22 protein-coding genes and 1 pseudogene are annotated in these 19436 nt (G+C 52.2%); 15 read left to right on the top strand and 8 right to left on the bottom strand.

The features are described from left to right. The first annotated feature begins 366 nt into the window (after positions 1-366). Positions 367-513, top strand: a complete 147-nt coding sequence (locus tag B5D58_RS14140) for a hypothetical protein (RefSeq protein ID WP_158297474.1) — start codon at positions 367-369, stop codon at positions 511-513. A gap of 95 nt (positions 514-608) precedes the next feature. Next, positions 609-1910: a group II intron reverse transcriptase/maturase gene (ltrA, locus tag B5D58_RS09455; RefSeq protein WP_198407847.1), complete on the top strand. Its 1302-nt coding sequence runs from the start codon at positions 609-611 to the stop codon at positions 1908-1910. Between the two features lie 106 nt (positions 1911-2016). On the opposite strand, the gene B5D58_RS09450 is transcribed toward ltrA, so the two are convergent. Next, complete coding sequence (locus B5D58_RS09450) at positions 2017-2388, bottom strand: DUF6232 family protein (protein WP_011112688.1); 372 nt, start codon at positions 2386-2388, stop codon at positions 2017-2019. Between the two features lie 140 nt (positions 2389-2528). Here B5D58_RS09450 and B5D58_RS09445 point away from each other — a divergent pair, with 140 nt between their 5' ends. From B5D58_RS09445 to B5D58_RS14445, 4 genes and pseudogenes are all read left to right on the top strand, one after another. Beyond that, the gene (locus B5D58_RS09445; RefSeq protein WP_011112687.1) at positions 2529-3500 is read left to right on the top strand and encodes an integron integrase; all 972 of its coding nucleotides are present in this window, start codon (positions 2529-2531) and stop codon (positions 3498-3500) included. Positions 3501-3616: 116 nt separating this feature from the next. Next, complete coding sequence (locus tag B5D58_RS13970) at positions 3617-3904, top strand: hypothetical protein (RefSeq protein WP_011112686.1); 288 nt, start codon at positions 3617-3619, stop codon at positions 3902-3904. Further along, a pseudogene (locus tag B5D58_RS14135) lies at positions 3865-4066 on the top strand (hypothetical protein); the annotation flags it as partial. The gene B5D58_RS13970 and the pseudogene B5D58_RS14135, both read left to right, overlap by 40 nt. A gap of 185 nt (positions 4067-4251) precedes the next feature. Then, positions 4252-4464: a DUF2442 domain-containing protein gene (locus tag B5D58_RS14445; protein WP_353681458.1), complete on the top strand. Its 213-nt coding sequence runs from the start codon at positions 4252-4254 to the stop codon at positions 4462-4464. A 26-nt stretch (positions 4465-4490) separates the two neighbouring features. Here the strand turns inward: B5D58_RS14445 and metW are convergent, their stop codons facing one another. The 6 genes from metW to ampD form a co-directional block, all read right to left on the bottom strand. Continuing rightward, the gene (gene metW / locus B5D58_RS09430; RefSeq protein WP_041356849.1) at positions 4491-5108 is read right to left on the bottom strand and encodes a methionine biosynthesis protein MetW; all 618 of its coding nucleotides are present in this window, start codon (positions 5106-5108) and stop codon (positions 4491-4493) included. Positions 5109-5133: 25 nt separating this feature from the next. Beyond that, positions 5134-6267 carry a homoserine O-succinyltransferase MetX gene (gene metX / locus B5D58_RS09425; protein ID WP_011112684.1) on the bottom strand — a complete coding sequence of 378 codons (1134 nt, stop codon included), beginning with the start codon at positions 6265-6267 and terminating at the stop codon, positions 5134-5136. A 103-nt stretch (positions 6268-6370) separates the two neighbouring features. Continuing rightward, positions 6371-8098 (bottom strand): phosphoenolpyruvate--protein phosphotransferase, encoded by a 1728-nt coding sequence (gene ptsP, locus B5D58_RS09420; protein ID WP_011112683.1) that lies wholly within the window; start codon positions 8096-8098, stop codon positions 6371-6373. Beyond that, entirely contained in the window at positions 8095-8364 is a 270-nt protein-coding gene (locus B5D58_RS09415; RefSeq protein WP_011112682.1) for an HPr family phosphocarrier protein, read from the bottom strand. Before B5D58_RS09415 ends, ptsP begins: the two co-directional genes overlap by 4 nt. Next, the gene (locus B5D58_RS09410; protein ID WP_011112681.1) at positions 8354-8758 is read right to left on the bottom strand and encodes a PTS sugar transporter subunit IIA; all 405 of its coding nucleotides are present in this window, start codon (positions 8756-8758) and stop codon (positions 8354-8356) included. Before B5D58_RS09410 ends, B5D58_RS09415 begins: the two co-directional genes overlap by 11 nt. A 157-nt stretch (positions 8759-8915) precedes the next feature. Further along, positions 8916-9461 carry a 1,6-anhydro-N-acetylmuramyl-L-alanine amidase AmpD gene (ampD, locus tag B5D58_RS09405; RefSeq protein WP_041357291.1) on the bottom strand — a complete coding sequence of 182 codons (546 nt, stop codon included), beginning with the start codon at positions 9459-9461 and terminating at the stop codon, positions 8916-8918. Positions 9462-9544: 83 nt separating this feature from the next. Here ampD and tmk point away from each other — a divergent pair, with 83 nt between their 5' ends. Both tmk and B5D58_RS09395 read left to right on the top strand, forming a co-directional pair. Continuing rightward, positions 9545-10192 carry a dTMP kinase gene (gene tmk / locus B5D58_RS09400; protein ID WP_011112679.1) on the top strand — a complete coding sequence of 216 codons (648 nt, stop codon included), beginning with the start codon at positions 9545-9547 and terminating at the stop codon, positions 10190-10192. Positions 10193-10317: 125 nt separating this feature from the next. After that, a complete protein-coding gene (locus tag B5D58_RS09395; protein ID WP_011112678.1) occupies positions 10318-11379 on the top strand; it encodes a DNA polymerase III subunit delta' in 1062 nt (353 codons plus the stop codon). Positions 11380-11388: 9 nt separating this feature from the next. Here B5D58_RS09395 and B5D58_RS09390 read toward each other — a convergent pair whose 3' ends face one another. Next, a complete protein-coding gene (locus tag B5D58_RS09390; protein WP_011112677.1) occupies positions 11389-11928 on the bottom strand; it encodes a hypothetical protein in 540 nt (179 codons plus the stop codon). A 101-nt stretch (positions 11929-12029) separates the two neighbouring features. On the opposite strand from B5D58_RS09390, the gene B5D58_RS09385 reads away from it, so the two are divergent. The 7 genes from B5D58_RS09385 to B5D58_RS09355 all read left to right on the top strand — a co-directional run bounded on the left by B5D58_RS09385 (position 12030) and on the right by B5D58_RS09355 (position 19435). Further along, the gene (locus B5D58_RS09385) at positions 12030-14744 is read left to right on the top strand and encodes a PD-(D/E)XK nuclease family protein (RefSeq protein ID WP_158297476.1); all 2715 of its coding nucleotides are present in this window, start codon (positions 12030-12032) and stop codon (positions 14742-14744) included. Positions 14745-14888: 144 nt separating this feature from the next. Continuing rightward, on the top strand, positions 14889-16457 hold the full coding sequence (locus B5D58_RS09380) for a hypothetical protein (RefSeq protein WP_011112675.1): 1569 nt from the start codon (positions 14889-14891) through the stop codon (positions 16455-16457). Continuing rightward, the gene (locus tag B5D58_RS09375) at positions 16454-17146 is read left to right on the top strand and encodes a WbqC family protein (RefSeq protein ID WP_011112674.1); all 693 of its coding nucleotides are present in this window, start codon (positions 16454-16456) and stop codon (positions 17144-17146) included. The genes B5D58_RS09380 and B5D58_RS09375 overlap by 4 nt, the downstream gene beginning before the upstream one ends. Before the next feature lie 77 nt (positions 17147-17223). Continuing rightward, positions 17224-17445 (top strand): DUF2281 domain-containing protein, encoded by a 222-nt coding sequence (locus B5D58_RS09370; protein ID WP_041356848.1) that lies wholly within the window; start codon positions 17224-17226, stop codon positions 17443-17445. Then, positions 17432-17764, top strand: a complete 333-nt coding sequence (locus B5D58_RS09365; RefSeq protein WP_011112672.1) for a type II toxin-antitoxin system VapC family toxin — start codon at positions 17432-17434, stop codon at positions 17762-17764. The genes B5D58_RS09370 and B5D58_RS09365 overlap by 14 nt, the downstream gene beginning before the upstream one ends. A gap of 122 nt (positions 17765-17886) precedes the next feature. After that, entirely contained in the window at positions 17887-18816 is a 930-nt protein-coding gene (locus B5D58_RS09360; RefSeq protein WP_011112671.1) for a glycosyltransferase family 2 protein, read from the top strand. Beyond that, on the top strand, positions 18797-19435 hold the full coding sequence (locus tag B5D58_RS09355; RefSeq protein WP_011112670.1) for a class I SAM-dependent methyltransferase: 639 nt from the start codon (positions 18797-18799) through the stop codon (positions 19433-19435). The genes B5D58_RS09360 and B5D58_RS09355 overlap by 20 nt, the downstream gene beginning before the upstream one ends. The last annotated feature ends 1 nt before the right edge of the window (position 19436 follow it).

Here is a 19436-nt window from a genome sequence, read left to right as displayed (position 1 = left end):
TTGTGTGCGCCCAGCATGGGCGCGAACTTATGGGGTGCAAGTCCCCTGTGGGAGTACCGACTTGGATTCATTGTGAACCGAGTATAACCACGAGCCGAAGGCAAGGGCAAGCCCGTGAGGGATTGTCTGGAGGAAGCCGGAGTGCAAGAGGTGCGAGGCGACGGACAGAAACCGCATAGAAGGCCGAGGCAGGCGAGGCGAGCTGGCACATGACAGCGAAGCCCAACGGTACGCCGGCCACGGTAAATGCGGCGCTTGTGCACCGACAGTTCGCGTTCTTACCTGGGGAGGTCTGTGCTGACGGCGGCCAGCCTGATCGTGACGATGACCCGGCCGGTCCCACCGGGCAACCAAGGACCAGGAGCCGTGGCGAGCTGCCCGCCACGAGCGAAGAAACCGGCAGCGACGCACGATCAGACGGGCAGCGCGTCCACTGGCAACGGTGGGCGTGACGGTGCAGAAGTCAGCAGAAGCCATAGTAGGCAGCCAGGTGTCGGGCTGCCGAAGGGCTGAACAACGAGATACTAAGGAGCAGACGTGACCGAACTCGACCAAACCGATGAAGCCCGCATGGGCCAGGCACGGCGGCGGTCGGCATGCACCGAGCCTTGAACCAAGACGACGACCATAACCAAGACGGCCAAGACCTGCTCGAGGCCGTGCTGGCCAGAGACAACCTGGCGCGGGCGTGGCGCAGGGTCAAATCCAATAGGGGGGCGCCGGGTATCGACGGCGTGACCACGGCGGAATGGCCCGAACACGCCCGCGCACACTGGCCAGCCACGCGCGAGCAGATCGAGGCCGGGCGATATCGGCCGCAACCGGTGCGACGGGTGGATATCCCCAAGCCCGATGGCGGCCAACGGCAACTGGGCATCCCGACCGTCACGGACCGGGTCATCCAGCAGGCCATCGCCCAGGTGCTCATACCGATCTTCGATCCGGGCTTTTCGGCATCGAGCTTCGGCTTCCGACCGGGCCGCAATGCACACCAGGCGATCCGCCAGGTGCAGGCGCACGTGAAGGCCGGCTACCGTTGGGCGGTAGATCTGGACTTGGCCAGGTTCTTCGACAACGTCAACCATGACCTGTTGATGAGCCTGCTGAGTCGAAGCATCGCCGACAAGCGACTGCTGGCCCTGATCGGGCGCTACCTGCGCGCCGGGGTGCTGGTCGGGGAGCACCCCCAACCCAGCGAGGTGGGCACGCCGCAAGGCGGGCCGCTCTCGCCGCTGTTGGCCAACGTCCTGCTGCACCAGTTCGATCTCGAACTGGAACGCCGCGGACACCGCTTCGCCCGCTACGCCGACGATGTGATCATCCTGGTCAAGTCCCGACGCGCGGCCGAGCGGGTGATGCAAAGCCTCACGTACTTCCTGCAATCCACCCTCAAGCTCACCGTGAACCTGGCCAAGAGCCAAGTCGCACCGATGAGTGAATGCAGCTTTCTAGGCTTCACTCTTGTGGGCAAGAAGATCCGCTGGACAGAGAAATCCCTGGCGAATTTCAAGCATCGGGTGCGGCAACTCACCGGCAGAAGTTGGGGCGTCAGCATGGAGTACCGGCTGGAAAAGCTCGGTCAGTATCTGCGGGGATGGTTCGGGTACTACGGGATCAGCCAGTACTACCGGCCGATCCCGGAACTGGACGAATGGATCCGACGTCGGGTGCGTATGTGCTACTGGAAACAGTGGCGCTGGGCGCGCACTAAGATCCGGCACCTGCTGGACTTGGGCATACCGCTGAAGGCTGCCATCCAACACGGCGTGAGCAGCCTGAGCTATTGGCGCATGGCCAGAACTCCGGTGACCCAACAGGCCATGTCCAACGACTGGCTCAGGGCACAGGGACTGCTCAGCATCAAAGACCTGTGGTGCAAAGCACAGAGCTACGGGCCGGACAAGGGTTGAAGGCGTCGTCGTCACACGAGCACGCTCGTTGAACCGCCTACTGCGGACCCGCACGGTGGGTGGTGTGGGGGCTGGGAGTTAAAAGCTCCCAGCTACCCGATTAGGCTTAGCCGCGCTGGACGATGGAATTATTTAATGCATCGACAACCGAGTGAATATATTGCCTATCTTGGCTCTCTAGAACCTGAGATTCACCTGACGATGTTTGTAGCACAACAGAATAGAGTTCTTTTTTCTTTATTATCCACACAACCCCAAGCGCAATAGTAGCAAGACCAAAAATCAGCAACGTCGGCTCACCACCAAGAAGAATGCCAAATCCAATTAGTATCAAGACGATAGCCAACAAAGGAAAAGTTTTTGATCTGACTGCTCGAACGGATGTGATTGCACTTATAGGATATGTGGCTCCCTTGACAACAAAGCGTGCGCTAGAGACGCGAACACCGTCGTGTTCGAAAAAAATTTGCTCGCTCATATCTGCTCCTGACTCTGTAAGCCTAACGTTAAGTAGGCACCTTTCTAGGTGTATAATAAACTTTGATCATAGGTGTATAACTCATAAAATGATCAGATTCTTGAGAATCTATCACGCCTATTAATCTGTATCAACTTTTTATGGGAAATACAAATACACCGCCAAAACTCCTGGATCAGGTTCGTGACCGTATCCGTATCAAACACTATAGCCTGCGTACCGAAACCCAATATGTGCAATGGATAAAGCGTTTCATTCTATTCCACGGTAAGCGCCATCCACAAGAAATGGGTGCAGCAGAGGTAGAGGCATTTTTAACGCATTTGGCAGTGGTTGGTAAAGTATCAGCTTCGACCCAAAACCAGGCGTTGTCGGCTTTGCTGTTTTTGTATAAAGAGGTGCTGTCGATTGACTTGCCCTGGCTGGATAAGGTCGTACGCGCCAAGCAGCCGCAACGGTTACCTGTTGTTCTGACGCGCACCGAAGTGCAGGCCATTTTGGTCCGGATGAGTGGAACCTATGGTTTGATGGCGAATCTTCTATACGGCACGGGGATGCGTTTGATGGAGTGTGTGCGTCTCAGAGTGAAGGATGTGGATTTTGAACGTGGCGAGATCTTGATCCGCGACGGCAAAGGGGCCAAGGATCGAGTCACGATACTGCCGGAGTCGTTAGTGAGTCCTTTACAGACGTATTTACTTCAGCGCCGGGTCTTGTTCGATGACGATATCCGTTTAGGCAAGGCATCGGTGTATTTGCCGGACGCGTTGGAACGCAAATATCCCAACGCAGCAACAGACTGGATATGGCAATATATTTTCCCTTCCGGAAGTTTTTCGATCGATCCGCGCAGCAGTGTCGAGCGGCGACATCATATAGACGAGAAACTATTGCAGCGGGCGATGAAAAAAGCAGTGCAGACCAGTGGCATCACCAAATTGGCTACTCCGCATACCTTACGCCATTCGTTTGCGACCCATTTACTCGATTCAGGCTACGATATCCGCACTATCCAGGAGCTGCTCGGTCATAAGGATGTCCATACAACGATGATTTATACCCATGTTCTCAATAAAGGCGGGCGGGGTGTCAGAAGCCCGCTGGATATGTAAAATCAATACTTCCAGCTAAACCATGTCACCTGACGATTCATCCAAACGACGCCCATAAGCTGGTACAGCTTAATTCAGGCTAGCTATACCGGGTCAGATTAATTTGTTACATCTTCATGCAGTCAGGCTTTGTAGGAATTTTCGATTCAGGGGTTAGCGGACTGGCTGCCTACCGTGCCGCCCGTGCATTGCTTCCGCATCAGGCAATGCTCAATCAGTATCTCGCTCCAGCGGTCTCAATGGCCAGTGATGTTATTGTGTTAGGTTGCACGCACTTCACATTCTTGGCAGATCAAAAAACAGCTGCCCATAATAAGCAGGCAAACCAGCTGCTTCCTGAACAATATTATTTGCTTCAGGGAGCAGCATTGAACAGGAGCAAATCCATTGGCGACACTATCTGACCCTATGCAGCACAGCAAGATGTACTGCAGTATATTTCCATATTTGATAACAGCCATCGACTGCATTCATACTTGGGCTACAAAAATCTAAACCAATATGGGGCAGAAATAAATGGAAAAATTGAAAAAGGTCGCTTAACCGGGTTGTCCGGTTTTACTTGACCAGGTCAGTAGTGGTTTTTCTCGAAAAGAGATTATCCGTATTCAGAAAGTTGTGGACGAATATCAAATACAGTTAAGAGAGGCCTGGAATGCATACTTCCACGATTGAAATTGAAGTCCCAATGGCTGAAAACGTTATGATCACCGAGGATACCTTGAGTGTTGACTTGAGCGATGGGTGAACGATCTCTGTCCCGCTGGCGTGGTATCCCCGACTGACTTATGCGTCTCAATCAGAACAAAACAATTGGCGTTTGATTGGGAAAGGATATGGAATACACTGGGAAGATCTGGACGAAGATATTAGCGTAGAGGGATTATTAGCAGGCAGGCCTTCGGGCGAAAGTCAAACATCCCTTAAGAAATGGCTGGCAAGTCGTACATCTCATCTTGTCTGATCCATCGCATCAATTTGAGTCGCCGGTTAAGCTGCGTGGCTAAAGCGATAAAACGCCAGGATACCGAAAAGATTGGGGAGGAATGTCACCTTTTTGTCATTGTTCATCACCCGTCTTTCCAGAATGTTGACCCGGTGCTGCTGACATAACTGCTCGAAGTCGTGCAGGGTGCAAAGGTGTACGTTCGGGGTGTCATACCACTGGTAAGGCAGAGTTGGCGAGACGGGCATGTGCCCGCCGGCAACCTGTATACGGTTTTTCCAGTAGCCGAAATTGGGAAAGGAAACGATCCCTTCTTTGCCCACGCGTAACATTTCCCGAATGATGTATTCCGTATTTTTCATGGCCTGCAATGTCTGGGACAGAATGACGTAATCGAAGGATTCACCCTCAAATTCGGATAAACCGGCTTCAAGGTCGTTCTGGATCACGTTGATGCCGTTTTTCATGCAGGCCAGTATATTGTGGGCATCGATTTCCACGCCATAGCCGTGTATGTCGAGTTTATCCCTGAGGTAGTGCAACAGCGTTCCGTCACCGCAGCCCAGATCGAGCACGCTGGAACCCGGTCTGATCCAGGCTGCGATGGTGGCGAAGTCCGGCCGCAATGTCAGTGCCGATCTGCTGATTTCAGTTGTCATCATGTTCAGTTCCGTTAGCCGGTATCGGCTAGAGAGCGATATTGTTCATGTAAGCACGTATCAACTGGTGATAGTAGTCGTCCTGCATGAGAAAGGAATCATGTCCGTACGAGGAGGGAATTTCCGCATAACTGACATTCAGTTTGTTGTCGAGCAGTGCCTTGACGATATCGCGCGAACGCTCCGGGGAAAAACGCCAGTCGGAAGTAAAGGAAAGTACCAGAAAATCCGCTTGTGCACGGGCAAAGGCTGCACTCAGGTTGCCATCGTAATCCTGGGCCGGATCGAAATAATCGAGCGCCTTCGTCATCAGCAGATAAGTGTTTGCGTCGAACAGGTCGGCAAATTTGTCGCCCTGATGGTGCAGATAGGATTCGATCTGGAATTCCACATCATAATTGAAAGCAAGCGAGCCGTTACGTAACTCACGGCCGAATTTGCTGGCCATGGAGTCGTCCGACAGGTAGGTGATGTGGCCAAGCATGCGGGCAAGGCGTAAACCTCTGCGCGGGTGGGTGCCATGGGAATAATAGTCGCCGTCGTGAAAATCAGGGTCGGTCAGAATCGCCTGACGCGCGACATCATTGAAAGCGATGTTCTGTGCTGTCAGCCTGGCCGATGCTGCAACCACTATGGCATGACGAACTCTTTCCGGTGCATCGAGCGCCAGTTGCATGGCCGACATCCCGCCCAGACTGCCACCGATGACGGCGGCAAAACAGTCGATGCTGAACTGATCGGCGAAACGGACATAGGTTTTTGCCCAGTCAGCTGTCGTTACCAGCGGAAAATCCGGGCCGAAGCGTTTACCGGTCTTGTCGTTGATGCTGATGGGCCCGGTGGAGCCATGGCAACCCCCGAGATTATTGATACCGATGACAAAGAATTTTCGGGTATCGACCGGTTTGCCCGGACCGATCATGTTGTTCCACCATCCGGTATTCTTGGGGTTATCTGCATAAACACCGGCAACATGGTGGTTGCCGGATAAAGCATGGCAGATCAGCACTGCATTGGATCGGTCTGCATTCAGCTCCCCATAGGTTTCATAGACGAGCTCGTAGCTGTCCAGTACAGCTCCGCTTTTCAGGCTGAGCGGGGTGTCGAAATGGGCGCGTCGTGCCGATACGATGCCGATCGAATCAGAATCTTGTGTGGACATCTGAAAATAGTAAAGCCAACTGTCGATGTGAAGAATGAGCGCTCATTGTATCCAATTGTACTACTGGAAATACATTATTCCTGATGTGTCAGGGACCGGTGAATCAGCTGTTGAGTTTCTGCAGCAACTCGCTGATTTTTTCCGGTTCATCCGCTTTGAGGATTTTCTGCATCAGACGGGATATTTCAGGCAGGTGGCTGCCAAGAATTTCACGTTTCACGGTCAGCAGTTGTGCCGGATACATGGAAAACTGTCGCAATCCCATTCCAAGCAGCAGACGGGTATATTCTGAATCCCCTGCCATTTCACCACAGATGGAAACCGGAATACCGGCTTTCCCGGCATTCTGGATGATTTGAACCAGCAGACGGATGATGGCCGGGTGCAGCGGGTCGAACAGATGTGCCACGGTTTCGTCGGTTCGGTCGATTGCAAGCGTGTACTGGATGAGATCATTGGTGCCGATGGATAAAAAATCCAGCTTGCGCATGAACAGTTCGAGGCTCAGTGCCGTTGCCGGAATCTCCACCATGCAACCTATCCTGACGTTTTCGTCGAAAGGCTTGTTTTCATCGCGCAGGCTCTGTTTGGCAAATTCGATCATTTGCAGCGTCTGGTCGACTTCCCGGCTGCTGCACAGCATCGGAATCAGAATCCGGGTTTTGCCCAGAACGGAAGCGCGCAGGATCGCACGCAATTGCACCAGAAACATGCCGGGTTCGGCCAGACTCAGGCGGATCGCGCGCAGCCCGAGTGCCGGGTTGGGTGCTGTGCGGTAGGCGCTGCGCAGGTTTTTGTCCGCTCCCAGATCAAAAGTGCGGATCACGACCGGCTGCCCGTGCATGCCTTTCACCACTGTGGAATAGGCTTCGAACTGTTCTTCCTCATCCGGCAGATCATCCCGGTTGAGAAACAGGAATTCGCTGCGGAACAGGCCGATCCCCATGGCGCCACATTCCCTTGCCTGTTCGACCTCCTGCGGCAGCTCGATGTTGGCGAGTAAATCCACCGTCGTGCCATCCAGTGTGACTGCTTTCACAGAGCGAATACGCCAGAGTTTGCGTTTTTCCAGCTCAAGCTGGCTTTGCTTCAGGCGGTATTCAGCGAGAATGTATTTGTCCGGATTGACGATGACGATACCCTGATTGCCATCTACGATCAGATTGTCGTTTTCGTAAATGAGCTGCTGGGCGTGCTGCATTGCCACGATCGAAGGAATATTGAGGCTGCGTGCAACGATAGCGGTGTGCGAAGTCGGCCCGCCCATGTCCGTCAGAAAGGCGGAAAACTGGTGCTGCTTGTATTGCATGACATCGGCCGGGCTCAGGTCATGCGCCACCAGAATACTGGAGCCGTCATGCTTCGATGGCGGGGGGGTATATCCAGGATGCCCGAGCAGTACTTTCAATACTCGCTCGACTACCTGGACAACATCGGTTTTACGCTCGCGCAGGTAAGCATCTTCTATCTCTTCGAAGCGAGCAACCAATACTTCCATCTGCTGCGTAATGGCCCATTCCGCGTTGCATTGTGCCTGTTCAACCGTTTCCAGAGCTGCATGGGAAAGTGTCGGATCATCCAGAATCATCTGGTGCAGTTCCAGGAAAGCGTTGAACTCGGCCAGGCCGGATACCTGTGCAGCGGAAGTTTTCAATGTTTCCAGCTCCAGCCGCACGGTGGAAAATGCATTGCGCAACCGGGTCAGTTCAGCGTTGATCTGGTTTTTCGGCAGCAGATAATGGGGAACATTCAATGTGGCGGATGAAGCCAAGTGAGCATGCCCGATCGCAATGCCATCGGATACGCCTGTGCCGTAAAGGATGAAACTCATTCACCTTCCCCGAAGTAATCGTTGATCAGGGCTTTCAATGCTTCCATGGCCTGAACTTCATCGGGGCCGGACGTTTCCAGTTCGACGACTGTGCCTATACTTGCAGCAAGGGTCATGACACCCATGATACTTTTGGCATTCACCCGGCGGCCGTTACGCGTAAGCCAGACTTCGCTTTCGAACTTGCCGGCCAGTTGTGTCAGCTTGGCCGAGGCACGTGCATGCAGGCCCAGCTTATTGAGGATGGTCAATGATTCAGTTTGCATTGCTGTTTTCCGGAGATATCTGGAAGATACTTTCCCGGCCACCGGCCAGGATTTTGTCGATCAACTGCGGCAGGGGCTGATGCCGATATTGCACGGCACGCAGTAACATGGGCAGATTCAGTCCGGCCAGGCATTCGATCCGCCCGCTCCGGATCTGCTTGCGGGCGATATTGGCCGGCGTTGCACCAAAAATATCCGTCAAAATCAGGACACCACTGCCCTGATCCAACTGCTCGAGGGTCACCTGCAGCCTAACTGATCCGCTATCCGGACCCTCAGTGGAGGAAACGATATGATTGATCAGCAGCGGGGGACGCTCGCCCAGGATATGGATGATGCAGTCGATCAGACTGGTTCCCAACTGTTCATGACTGATGATCAGAATGCCGATCATTTCGTGATTTATCTGTTTGTTTGCTGAAAATAACCCCGGATTCTATCACTCCCTTCTGGTTGTTGAAGGGTTGCTGAATTATGATTATGGCAAATCAGATGCTGCAGGCACCTGTGTGACAACCGGACCGGGTAGTATGGAGTGATCAATCGTGTGGTTATCGATTTGTTTCAAGTGCCTGGCGATAACTTTGCCAGTCGAAATAAGGACCGGGATCGGTTTTTCTTTGTGGCGCAATATCGGCATGGCCGACGATATCACTGACAGGGTAAGCTGCCTGTATTGCCCGGGTGAGTTCTATCAACCGGTTATATTGCATGAGCTCGAACGGCTGGTTGTCACTGCCTTCCAGCTCGATGCCGATCGAGAAATCATTACAGCGGGGGCGCTCCTGCCAGCAGGATATACCGGCGTGCCAGGCGCGCAGAGTACAAGGGACGAACTGAATGATTTCTCCATTACGACGAATGAAAAAATGACTGGAGACTTTCAAATCCTGCAATCCCTGATAATACGGATGTGCTTGTGGATCGAGCCGGTTGGTGAAAAGTTCGATGACACTATCACTACCAAATTCTTCCGGCGGCAGGCTGATGGCGTGAATCACCAGCAGGCTGATGTCGTTCCGGTCCGGCCGTTCGTCACAATTGGGCGAAGGTATGTAGCGAGCTGGGACAAGGCGGCCTTCAGCATCGATTAGCATGGACATCAGGGTTGGTAATGACAGTATGAGATGCCAGTTTCTTGATCGGGAATTTTGTAAATCATTTTAATAGAGCGATTATCTTGCAGCGCGGAAAATTTATTACTGTTGAAGGGATTGATGGAGCAGGAAAAAGTACGCATCTGGCATGGTTGGAGCGTTTCCTGCAGGACAAGGGATTGGAGGTAGTCGTGACACGTGAGCCGGGTGGTACAGCGCTGGGCGAAGCATTACGACAGTTGCTGCTGGATCATCGCCAGGCGATGCACCCTGAAACCGAGGCTTTACTGATGTTTGCTGCGCGACGGGAGCATTTGGACAAAGTAATACTGCCTGCGCTGGACCGCGGTGCCTGGGTGGTTTCCGATCGTTTTACGGATGCCAGTTTTGCCTACCAGGGCGGGGGCAGAGGAGTGGCACAAAGTAAACTGGATAATTTGGAACAGTGGGTGCAGGCAGAACTTTCTCCTGATCTGACAGTGTACTTCGACGTACCCGTCATAGTGGGTCGCGAACGGCTGCAATCCACCAGAGTTGCCGATCGTTTCGAAATGGAATCCAATCTGTTTTTCGAGCGGGTACGACAAGCCTATCTGCAACGTGCAGAACAGTTTCCGCAAAGAATTCGGGTGGTGGACGGCAGCCGGCTGCTGGCAGAAGTCAAAACAGCTGTAGCGGAAATTGTGGAGGATTTCTGGTCAGATCTGTCGGATACGCAGTTCAGAGGGTGAATGGGTTCGAAATTTGCTCCCTTTCGCAGCTATCAGAGAATTCACGATAAACTGCGATTTCTCATCCCAATCTGCTTTTTTTCGATTCAGTAAAAATTATCTTTCAAAACGGGACAATTTCAGGAATGGCCACAGCCGAAATTTTTCCATGGCAGCGGGTGATCTGGCAGCAGGCCAGACAGTCAGGTAGTGCGCAGCGACATCATGCGCTGTTGCTGAAGGGGCGTCGGGGAATTGGCAAGCTGGGTTTTGCCCTTGCTCTGGCGAAATCCATATTGTGCGGGCAGGGGGATGCAGCGGGTGTGGCGTGCGGGAAGTGCCAGGATTGTTACTGGTTCGAACAGGGGTTGCATCCGAATTTTCGCCTGCTGGAGCCGGAGGCGTTATCAGCGCAGGAAGGTGCTACAGACAAGGATGATGAAGAAAACCGGCGAGAAGCCGGGAGTACGAAATCAGGCAGGAAGCCAAGTCAGCAGATCAGTATTGCGCAGATTCGTGCGCTGGACGATTTCATTTACCTGAGTGCTCACCAGGCGCGTGACAAGGTGGTGCTGATTCATCCAGCCGAAGCGATGAATACGGCGGCTGCCAATGCGCTGCTGAAAAAACTGGAGGAGCCGCCACCAGAAGTGCTGTTCATTCTGGTGACACATAATGTTTCACTGATTCCACCTACGGTTCTGAGCCGCTGCCGGCAGACCGCCATGCCGGGGCCGGATCATGAAATGGCAAAGGATTGGCTTATTCACCAGGGAATCACCGATCCTGATTTTCATCTCGCCATGTCAGGTTTTTCACCATTGCTGGCATTGCAGTACGATGAACGGCTGGCTGCTTCTCACACTGATTTCATCCAGTGCTTGTGTGCACCGGAGAGGTTCGATCCGATCGAGCTGGCGGAAAAGCTGCACAAGCTGGATTTATCCAGCGTGACCGGCTGGTTGCAGAAATGGTGTTATGACCTGATGAGCTGCCGTACCAGCGGGCGGGTGCGTTACCATCTGAAGCAGGTGGCGGTCATCCGGCAGCAGGCGGCTGTCATCGATCCGGTTGCTTTTGGGTTTTTGTGGCGCAACCTGATTGCCTCGCAGCAACTGGCGCGCCATCCGCTCAACCCCAGACTGTTTCTGGAGGCAATGTTGCTGACCTACATGGACTCGATACGTCCGGCAGGTTCAGCAGGATGATGTTTACGTTTATTGAATGCACGATTCACTCGTCGAATCGACGGTGCAGGCCCATAACGTTCGGTGGATACCGGCAGCGCGATTGAACAGGTGATCTGCCTGCTGGGTTTTTTGCTGTTCCAGTGTGAGTGAGACTTTTTCCGGTATGAGGTATGACTGAACCCAGAAACGTATCCGGCAAAATTCTTTTTCCTTGGCACATAATCTGTGAATGGCGGAGCTGTAGATGGTTTTATCCGCCTGGCGTCCTTTTTCGATCAGTACCATGTGCACAAACTTGCCCGAGTCTCCCATTTCGAGGCTGCGTACCAGTTTCCAGCCGATGCCGCTGGGCAGTGCCTGTTCTTCTGCCTTCGCTGCAGTTTCTGCTTCTGTCGAGGCCGGTGCGGCTTGTTCCGCGGGAGCAGGTGATGCTGCATTGTCGGCTGCTGCCTGTTCACCATCCTGGCCTGAGAAAACCGGTTGAGGCAAGTTTTGCACTGCTGAAAAAACCATACCGGACCAGGTGATCGCCATGGCGACCAGCAGCCCGTTTCCTATTCTGTTCATTGGTTCTCCTGATAAAAACTGTTTCAAAAATTGAATTGTATTACTCTGCCTGCGTACAGCATTGATTATCAGACTGTTTGCGAAACATGGAAAATCCGGCCATGACGACCCGCCCGTTCGACGCCCGACAGACTAACATCACCGATCTTATCCAAAGACTGGATGGCTGTGCAACGATTGTGACCGGAAACCGGCGGCTGGCGCGTGCCCTTCATCAGGCATTCAATCAGGCCAGGTCTGCGGAAGGACACGGGGCATGGCCCGCACCGGATATTCTGCCCTGGGATGCATGGTTGCAGCAGCTGTGGCAGGAGGTGGTCATTTCCAGCCGGATTGAATCGGCCCCGGGGGTGTTACTGACTTCCCATCAGGAGTATTTCGTCTGGCAGGAAATTCTGGCAGAACAGTCCGGCGATGTTCCGTTACAGGCCACCAACGAGACTGTCGCTCGTATCATGGAAGCATGGCAGACACTGCATGCATGGTGTATTCCCTGCCGGGAAGCGGATTTCGGTCATAACGCCGATACCCGGTTGTTCTGGCAACTGGCCTCGATGTTCGAAGCGAAATGCCGGAAAAATAGCTGGCTTTCAGTCGCCGTTCTGCCCGGAATATTGCAGAAATACGTGCAGATCGACAGCCTGTCAGTGCCGAACGAGCTTGTGTTGACCGGTTTCGATGAGTGGACACCGCAGCAATCATCGTTTCTGCGTGCATTCGAACAGACGGGATGCTCATTGCAGTGGTTACAGTTATCCGGTCAGCCGGATCGTATCGGCAAGCTGGCGTGCGCAGACGGTCGTGACGAGATCCGGCAGGCGGCGCGCTGGATACGGCAACGTTTGGAGGAAAATCCGGCGGCGAGGATTGCGCTGGTCGTGCCGGAACTGGCCGCACAGCGGGAAATGATCTGCCAGACACTGGATGAAGTGCTGATTCCACAAGCATTGCAGCCGGAGCATCATGATCGGGTGCGTTCTTACAATTTGTCGCTTGGCAAGCCGCTCGACCGCTATCCACCCGTCAGTCTGGCGCTGGATGTTCTCGGTTTATCAGAAACTGTCATCGAGTTGCCGCATGTCAGTCGTGTGCTGCGTTCTTCTTTCATTGCGGGCGGGGATCGGGAAATGAATGCGCGCGCCTTGCTGGATGCTCGTCTGCGCGAATCGGGTGAATGGAATCTGACCCTGCAAAAGCTGCTGACGAATGCGGCTCGCAGTGGCCAGCCCTATTCGTGTCCACTGCTGGCCGAATGTCTGAGTAATTTGATGAAGCAGGTGAAAGTATCACTTGCGCCAACGAGCCCGGGAGAGTGGGCGCAGCGATTCGGACAGTGGCTGAAAGCAATCGGCTGGCCAGGTGAGCGAGGATTGTCCAGCGAGGAATATCAGGTTATCCAGGCATGGCAGGGGGTACTGAGAGAATTTTCCACGCTGGACTGGGTAATTCGGTCGGTCAGTTTGACTGAAGCGCTGCAGCAACTCAGGCACATGGTTGCCGGTACGATTTTTCAGCCGGAATCAGCGGAGGCGCCTGTGCAGGTATTGGGGTTGTTTGAAACCAGCGGGCTGCAGTTCGACTATCTCTGGATCATGGGATTGCATGACGGCGTATTTCCCGCATCATCCCGGCCCAATCCGTTTCTTCCTCTGACCTTGCAGCGTGAGGTTGATGCGCCGCATTCCAGCGCCAGGCGTGAATTACGTGTGGCAGCAGCGCTGTTGCAGCGAATTACCACGAATGCTACTGAGGTTGTCATCAGCTATCCGCAGCGTAAGGGCGATGAAATCCTCGATTCCAGTCCACTGATCGATGCTTTCCCGGCGTTGAGTGAAGAAATGCTCGCCATGGGTACGCAATCCGCCTGGCGAGACAGCGTGTATCACAGTCGACAACAGGAGGTGCTGTCCGAGGATGTTGCCCCGACATTTGTCGGAACGGGTATTCCGGGCGGCAGCAAGCTGTTCAAGTTACAGGCAGCCTGCCCGTTCCGGGCATTTGCCGAACTGCGGCTGGTCGCCCGTCCACTGGGCCGCATACAGATCGGTCTGAATGCGCTGGTACGCGGCACTTTGCTGCACCGGGTCATGGAAATGGTCTGGGCTGAACTGGATTCGTTAGCAGCACTGGCAAATTTGTCCCCTGGTGAGCTGAATGCACTGGTCGCCGGCAAGGTGAATGAAGCGATATACGAAATCGCTCCGCGCTATCCGCACACTTTTGGTGAGCGTCTGCAAGCACTTGAAAGCAAACGATTGCATGCTCTCGTGCTGGCGTGGCTGGAAATGGAAAAGCAGCGCCCCCCTTTCCGTGTTTCAGGCCGGGAAATGGAAACGGAGCTTGAACTGAACGGCCTGCGCATCAATTTGAGGATAGACCGCATCGATACGCTGGAAGAAGGGGGTGAACTGCTCATCGACTACAAAACCGGTGAAGTCAAAGCAAGTGCGTGGTTTGGCGATCGCCCCGATGAACCGCAATTGCCGCTATACAGTCTGGCATTTACTGATGACGGGCTGGCCGGGATTGCATTTGCCCGCATCAGAGCAGGTGATATTGCGTTTGAGGGTGTAGCAAGCGAAGAAGTATCGATCCTGGGAATAAAATCTTTCGAAAACCTGAGACATACCCGGGAAGCAGCAAGCTGGGATGAAGTATTGGCCGGCTGGCGCCAGACGATCGAGCAACTGGTGCAGGATTTTATGGCCGGAGAAGCCAGAGTGAGCCCTAAACAATACCCGCAAACCTGCACTTACTGCGAGCTCAAACCTCTGTGCAGAATCGGTGAATCGCTGGAAGCTGTGGATGATTGTTGATATTTGCAGTGCTATTACTTGTTCTTGTCTATGGACCCTGGTGGATGGCCAGTGCAACGTGCTGATGCCATTCGCAACAATCCGTGAGAAGGTGACGCTCTCTTTGCTGTAGATTACAATGGCATTTTAGTGCCGGATGCGTATATGGATGAGCCAGAAATACAAAACAATAAATATAGACTAATCCAGATTCTGACGATTTCATGCCTTGTCATCTTTTTACTGTTTATTTGGCAGGGTAACAAGGGCTTTAACTTGTGGGATGAAGGCTATCTGTGGTACGGCGTCCAGCGAGTTTTGCTGGGTGAAATCCCGATTCGTGATTTTATGTCCTATGATCCCGGTCGTTATTACTGGGTTGCAGCACTACTGAGTGTTGCTGGTGACAACGGTATTATGAGTGTCCGTATAGCAGTGGCTGTTTTCCAGTGCCTCGGCTTATTCGTTGGTTTGTTGTTGATTGCGCAGTCGACAAAGAGCAGAGATAAAGCTGATATTCTCTTCTGGATAATCTCTGCAGCGATACTGGTGTTATGGATGTTTCCACGCCACAAGCTTTTCGATATTTCCATCTCTATATTTCTGATCGGAATTCTGACTTATCTTGTTTCAAACCCCATTCCCAAACGCTATCTTATTGCTGGCATCTGTGTCGGATTGATTGCTGTTTTTGGTCGTAATCATGGCGTTTACGGTGCTGTAGGTAGCCTTGGTGTTATCGCTTGGCTCAATATCAGGAACCGTTCTGATACCGGATTTTTGAAAGGGTTTGTACTTTGGAGTGTAGGGGTTACGATCGGCTTTCTCCCTATTATTTTCATGGCGCTCCTGATTCCAGGTTTTGCAGTTGCATTCTGGGAAAGTGTGCGATTTTTGTTTGAACAAAAAGCCACTAATTTGCCACTACCCGTGCCCTGGCCGTGGACAATCAACTTTGCTGCCTCTTCTATCGGTGATGCTGCGCGGGGTGTATTGATCGGTATTTTCTTTATTGGAACCCTAATCTTTGGGGGGCTTTCAGTTATATGGGTCGTTTATCGAGGATTGAAGGAAAAGCCCTTACCGCCAGTGTTGGTCGCATCAGCATTTCTCGCGCTTCCTTATGCGCATTACGCGTTTTCTCGCGCTGACGTTGGGCACCTTGCTCAAGGTATATTCCCACTTTTGATCGGGATTCTGGCCATAGCGTCAAGTGCGTCCAGCAAAACAAAGTGGGTTCTTGCTGCTGGTCTATTTATGACAAGCTTCTGGGTGATGCATGTGTTTCACCCTGGGTGGCAATGCCTGGCAAGCAAACAGTGCGTCAATGTGGATATATCTGGCAAGTATCTCCAGGTCGATCCAAATACGGCGAGTGACATTGCATTGCTCCATCAATTGACTGATCAGTTCGCTCCAGATGGACGGTCTTTTATTGCCACACCCTTTTGGCCTGGTGCTTATGCTTTGCTGGAGCGAAGGTCGCCCATGTGGGAGATTTATGCATTATTTCCCCGCACAGGAGCATTCGAGAAAAAAGAGATCGAACGCATCAAGGCATCTGACCCTGGTTTTGCGTTTATTTTTGATCTGCCTCTTGATGGTCGTGACGAGCTGCGTTTTAAAAATACACATCCGTTAATTTACCAATTTATCCTGAACAATTTTGAATTGGTGCCAAATTCACATAATCCAGCGTATCAAATCTATAAAACGAGAAACGCAGGACAATGAAAAAAGTCGCCATCGTGCAATCCAACTACATACCGTGGAAGGGTTACTTCGATATGATTGCTGCCGTAGATGAGTTCATCCTCTACGATGATATGCAATATACGCGCCGCGATTGGCGAAATCGTAATCAGATCAAAACACCTCAAGGTGTTCAGTGGCTCACGGTTCCGGTTCTGGTGAAGGGTAAATACCATCAAAAGATTCGCGAGACCGAAATCGACGGTACTGATTGGGCAGCTGCGCATTGGAAAGCCTTGGTGCAGAACTATCGTCGTTCACCGCATTTTACTGAGATTGCTGCATGGCTGGAGCCACTCTATCTCGCAGAGACCTTCACCCATATTTCACAATTGAACAGGAGATTTATTGAAGCTATCTGTAACTACCTGGGGATCAAGACGGTAATTAAAAATTCATGGGATTACACCCTGCTCGATGGCAAGACCGAACGCCTTGCTGACCTTTGTGTGCAGGCTGGTGGCACTGAGTACATCTCAGGCCCGGCGGCAAAAGATTACGTGGATGAGCAGGTTTTTAAAGAGAATGGCATCAAACTCACCTGGTTTGATTACATCGGGTATCCGGAATATCAGCAACTCTGGGGGGAATTCACACATGGCGTTACCATTCTTGATTTGTTGCTCAATTGCGGGAAGAACGCGAAGCGTTATATGAAGTATGTGGAATAATCTCACGATCATTTCGATATGACGAGCAGGAAATTTGATCGGATAATCGATACGATACGTTGGAAAGAGGAATGACAATGTCAACAATCGAACGGCTTTACAAACTCAGTAGTACGCTACCACCTGCTGCTCTGGCAGAGTTGCTGGATTTTGCCGAATTTCTACACCAGAAGAACATGCTTCCGCAACCAGATGAGCCTTTCCGGCTGATTGATATGGCCGGTGGGCTGGAACATTCAGCCTGCTTTGCCGGGGAACCGTTGGCAGTACAGGAGGCACTGCGCCGTGAATGGGATTGACTGGCTGCTTGATACCAACTTTATTCTTGGGCTATTGAAATCCAATCCTGAAACATTGTCCATGATCAGTAATCAGCAGATTGATACCCGGCGTTGCGGCTATAGCGCAATCACTCGTATGGAGTTACTGGGCTTTCCGGGATTGACTGCGGAAGAAGAAATTCTGATTAGTGGAAAACTGGCCTGCCTCCAGTATCTGCCCCTGACCAAAGAGATTGAAGATATGGTTATTGGTTTGCGTCGTAGCCACCGCGTAAAGCTGCCAGATGCCATCATTGCTGCAAGTGCGCTCACTTGCAACGCGCAAACTGACCCATGACAAGATCTTGCACAGCCTGGTTACTGGCGAACTAACCAATCGTAAGGGATTGTGTTGATTGAGCACACCTTTTGGTGGTTGTTGGCAGTACATATCCCATTCAACCTTGATCAACTGTTCAAATGAAGCTCTCGATCGTCGCAACTCTTTATCAGTCTGCGCCCTACATCAATGAATTTCACGAGCGTGCGAGTGCCACGGCAAGGCGGCTGGTTGGGGACGATTACGAAATAGTTCTTGTAAACGACGGATCACCAGACAACAGCTTGGATCTGGCCGTCAAACTCACGGAGCAGGATTCGCACGTTGTTGTTGTTGATTTGTCGCGTAATTTTGGACACCACAAGGCGATGATGACTGGCTTGGCGCACGCAAAGGGGGAGCGAGTTTTTTTGATTGATAGCGACCTGGAGGAGGAGCCTGAATGGCTAGAGACATTCGTGCAGCAGATGGAGCAGGAGAGTTGTGATGTGGTGTACGGAATTCAGGAACGCAGAAAAGGGAGCTGGTTTGAGCGCTGGAGTGGACAGTGGTTCTATCGCTTTTTCAAAGCACTGACGGGTCTTGCATTGCCGGAAAATGTTGTCACCGCGCGCCTGATGACTCGTCGGTACGTTAATGCTTTGCTGCGCCATGAAGAGCGGGAAGTTTTTATGGCGGGCTTGTGGTACATCACCGGGTTTGACCAGCGCCCTTATGTCATCAAAAAGCACAATACTAGCGAGACCACATACACCTTCCGCAGAAAAATGTCCTTGCTGGTCAACTCGGTGACATCATTCAGTAACACCCCACTGGTCAGCATTTTTTATATCGGTATATCGATCTCGTTGTTTGCTTTGGCTTATATCGCTTATCTGGTTACTCACTGGCTTTTCTTGGCAAAACCTTTAGCCGGATGGACATCCGTAATGGCTTCTATTTGGCTTCTTGGTGGGATGATTATCTCTTTCATTGGTGTGGTGGGCATCTACTTATCCAAGATATTCTCGGAAACCAAGCAGCGCCCCTATACCATCGTGAGGCAGATTTATGCAAAACAACAAGACTAAGCTGCTCGACGAAGTTGCAACGTATTACGCTGAAAAACTTGCGGAACATGGTGATACGCCTCGCGGGGTCGACTGGAATGGTGAAGAAAGCCAAACGATTCGATTTGAGCAGCTCTGTAAAGTGATTGACCCGAAGAAGATGCCTGGTTTTTCCTTGAACGACCTGGGTTGTGGCTATGGCGCATTGCTGGACTATCTGCGAGACAAGTATGCAGCCTGTATATACCTCGGGGTGGATGTTTCCCACGAAATGATCAAAGCTGCCAGGCAGCGACACACTGCCGCCAATCAAGCTCGCTTTATCACCTCAACTGAACCAGACCAAGTGGCGGACTATGGTGTCGCCAGCGGCATTTTCAATGTGCGTCTGGAGCGAACGGATGCTGAGTGGTTTGACTATCTGCTGGGTACATTGGACGTACTGAACCGAACCAGCAGTCTTGGATTCGCTTTCAACTGCCTGACTTCTTACTCCGACGAGGACAAAAAGCGCGACTATCTCTATTATGCTGACCCGTGTCGATTGTTTGATTTATGCAAGCGCCGCTATTCCCGCCAAGTCGCGTTACTTCATGACTATGGGCTTTATGAGTTCACAATTCTGATAAGGAAGGCGTGAA

This window comes from Nitrosomonas europaea (genome assembly GCF_900167395.1).
GTDB classification, from domain to species: Bacteria; Pseudomonadota; Gammaproteobacteria; order Burkholderiales; family Nitrosomonadaceae; genus Nitrosomonas; species Nitrosomonas europaea.
This window is presented reverse-complemented; position numbering and strand designations above follow the sequence as displayed.